This window comes from Thauera sp., from assembly GCF_035444905.1.
GTDB lineage: Bacteria > Pseudomonadota > Gammaproteobacteria > Burkholderiales > Rhodocyclaceae > Thauera.
The window spans coordinates 1-1,670 of the sequence record NZ_DAOMPS010000139.1 but is presented as its reverse complement, the minus strand read 5'-3'; the positions used below and the strand labels follow the sequence as shown (position 1 = coordinate 1,670).

At 66.8% G+C, this 1,670-nt stretch carries 1 protein-coding gene; it reads left to right on the top strand.

Features of this window, described 5'->3' with window-relative positions; all coding sequences use genetic code 11:
• Positions 1-68: 68 nt before the first annotated feature.
• A protein-coding gene (locus PLC66_RS22630) for an IS3 family transposase (protein WP_324544430.1) occupies positions 69-1,639 on the top strand; the annotation gives its coding sequence in 2 pieces (ribosomal slippage) (positions 69-501 and positions 501-1,639; 1,572 coding nt in all).
• The last annotated feature ends 31 nt before the right edge of the window (positions 1,640-1,670 follow it).

Here is a 1,670-nt window from a genome sequence, read left to right as displayed (position 1 = left end):
CCCTCTGGGTCAAGATAGTTGTCGCCTCGATAGAATCTGAAACCTGAGGGCGATAACGGAAGAACGAAGTGGCCAGATACGGACAAGCATTCAAGGACAAAGCGGTAGCACGGTTGTTGCCCCCGGAGAGCGCATCGGTGGAGACGGTTTCCCGCGAACTGAGCATTTCAACGGCGACGCTGGAGCGGTGGCGCGCGGATGCGCTGTCCAAGCCCGCTCGCGAGCGGGCTTGGACAGCGCCGGCCCGATTCGAGGCGGTGCTGGTCACCGCCGCGATGGACGAGGCCAGCAAGAGCGCCTGGTGCCGCGAGAACGGCGTGTATCCGCAGGAGCTCGAGCAATGGCGCGCAGCGGCCACGCAGGCGCTCGCCGACCCCGAGGACGCCGCGCGGATCAGCCACCGGGAGAAGAAGGCCGACCGGCGCCGCATCAAGGAGCTCGAGCGCGACCTGCGTCGCAAGGAGAAGGCCCTGGCCGAAGCCGCCGCGCTGCTGGTGCTGTCAAAAAAGCTCGAGGCGATCTTTCCGAAGGACAAGGACGAGGACGCATGATCGGCCTGGAAGATCGCCAAACGATGGTCCGCCACATCGACACCGCTCACGCAGCGGGTGCGCGCTTGCGCCCGGCGTGCGAGGTCGCCGGCATCACCGTTCGCACCCTGCAACGCTGGAAGGCCGAGGACGGCCTGCACGTCGGCGACCGCCGGCCCTTGGCCGAACGCCCGACGCCTGCGCATGCGCTCACCGAGGCGGAGCGCACCCGCGTCCTGGCGGTGGCCAACGAGCCGCGTTTCGCCGATCAGCCACCTGCGCGGATCGTGCCGACGCTGGCCGACGAAGGCGTCTACATCGCCAGCGAATCGAGCTTCCAGCGCGTGCTGCGCGCCCATGGGCAAACCCGTCACCGGGGCCGCACCCGGACGCCTCAGCGCTCGCGTACGCCGACCACGCATGTGGCCGCCGCGCCGGGCCAGGTCTGGTGCTGGGACATGACTTACCTGCCGACGCAGGTGCAGGGGCGCTGGTTCTACCTCTACCTGATCCAGGACCTTTACAGCCGCAAGATCGTCGGCTGGGAGATCCATGAGGCCGACGACGCCGACCACGCGGTGAGCCTGCTCAAGCGCACCGCGCTGGCCGAAGGCGTCCACGCGATGACCGACAAGCCCGTACTCCACGGCGACAATGGCAGCACGCTCAAGGCCACCACGGTGCTCGCCATGCTGCACTGGCTGGGCGTCAAACCGTCTTACTCGCGCCCGCGCGTCTCCGACGACAACGCCTTCGTCGAGTCGCTCTTCAAGACGGCCAAATATCGCCCCGAATTCCCGGTGCGCGGCTTCGCTACCCTTGAAGACGCCCGCCTCTGGGGACGTGACTTCGTGCGCTGGTACAACTTCGAGCACCGCCACAGCGGCATCCGCTACGTCACCCCGGCGCAAAGACACGCGTTCGAGGACCGGGCGGTCCTGGCTGCACGCCATCAGACGTATCTCCAGGCCCGCGAGCGAAATCCTGCACGCTGGTCCCGTGGGACACGCGACTGGACCCCGGTCGGTGCAGTCACGCTCAATCCGGAGCGCGACGCTGTCGTGCGCGACCACATACATGCTGAAGACATAGGGCGGTTGGTTGCATGAATCAGGCGACAACTATCTTGACTTGTTCCGG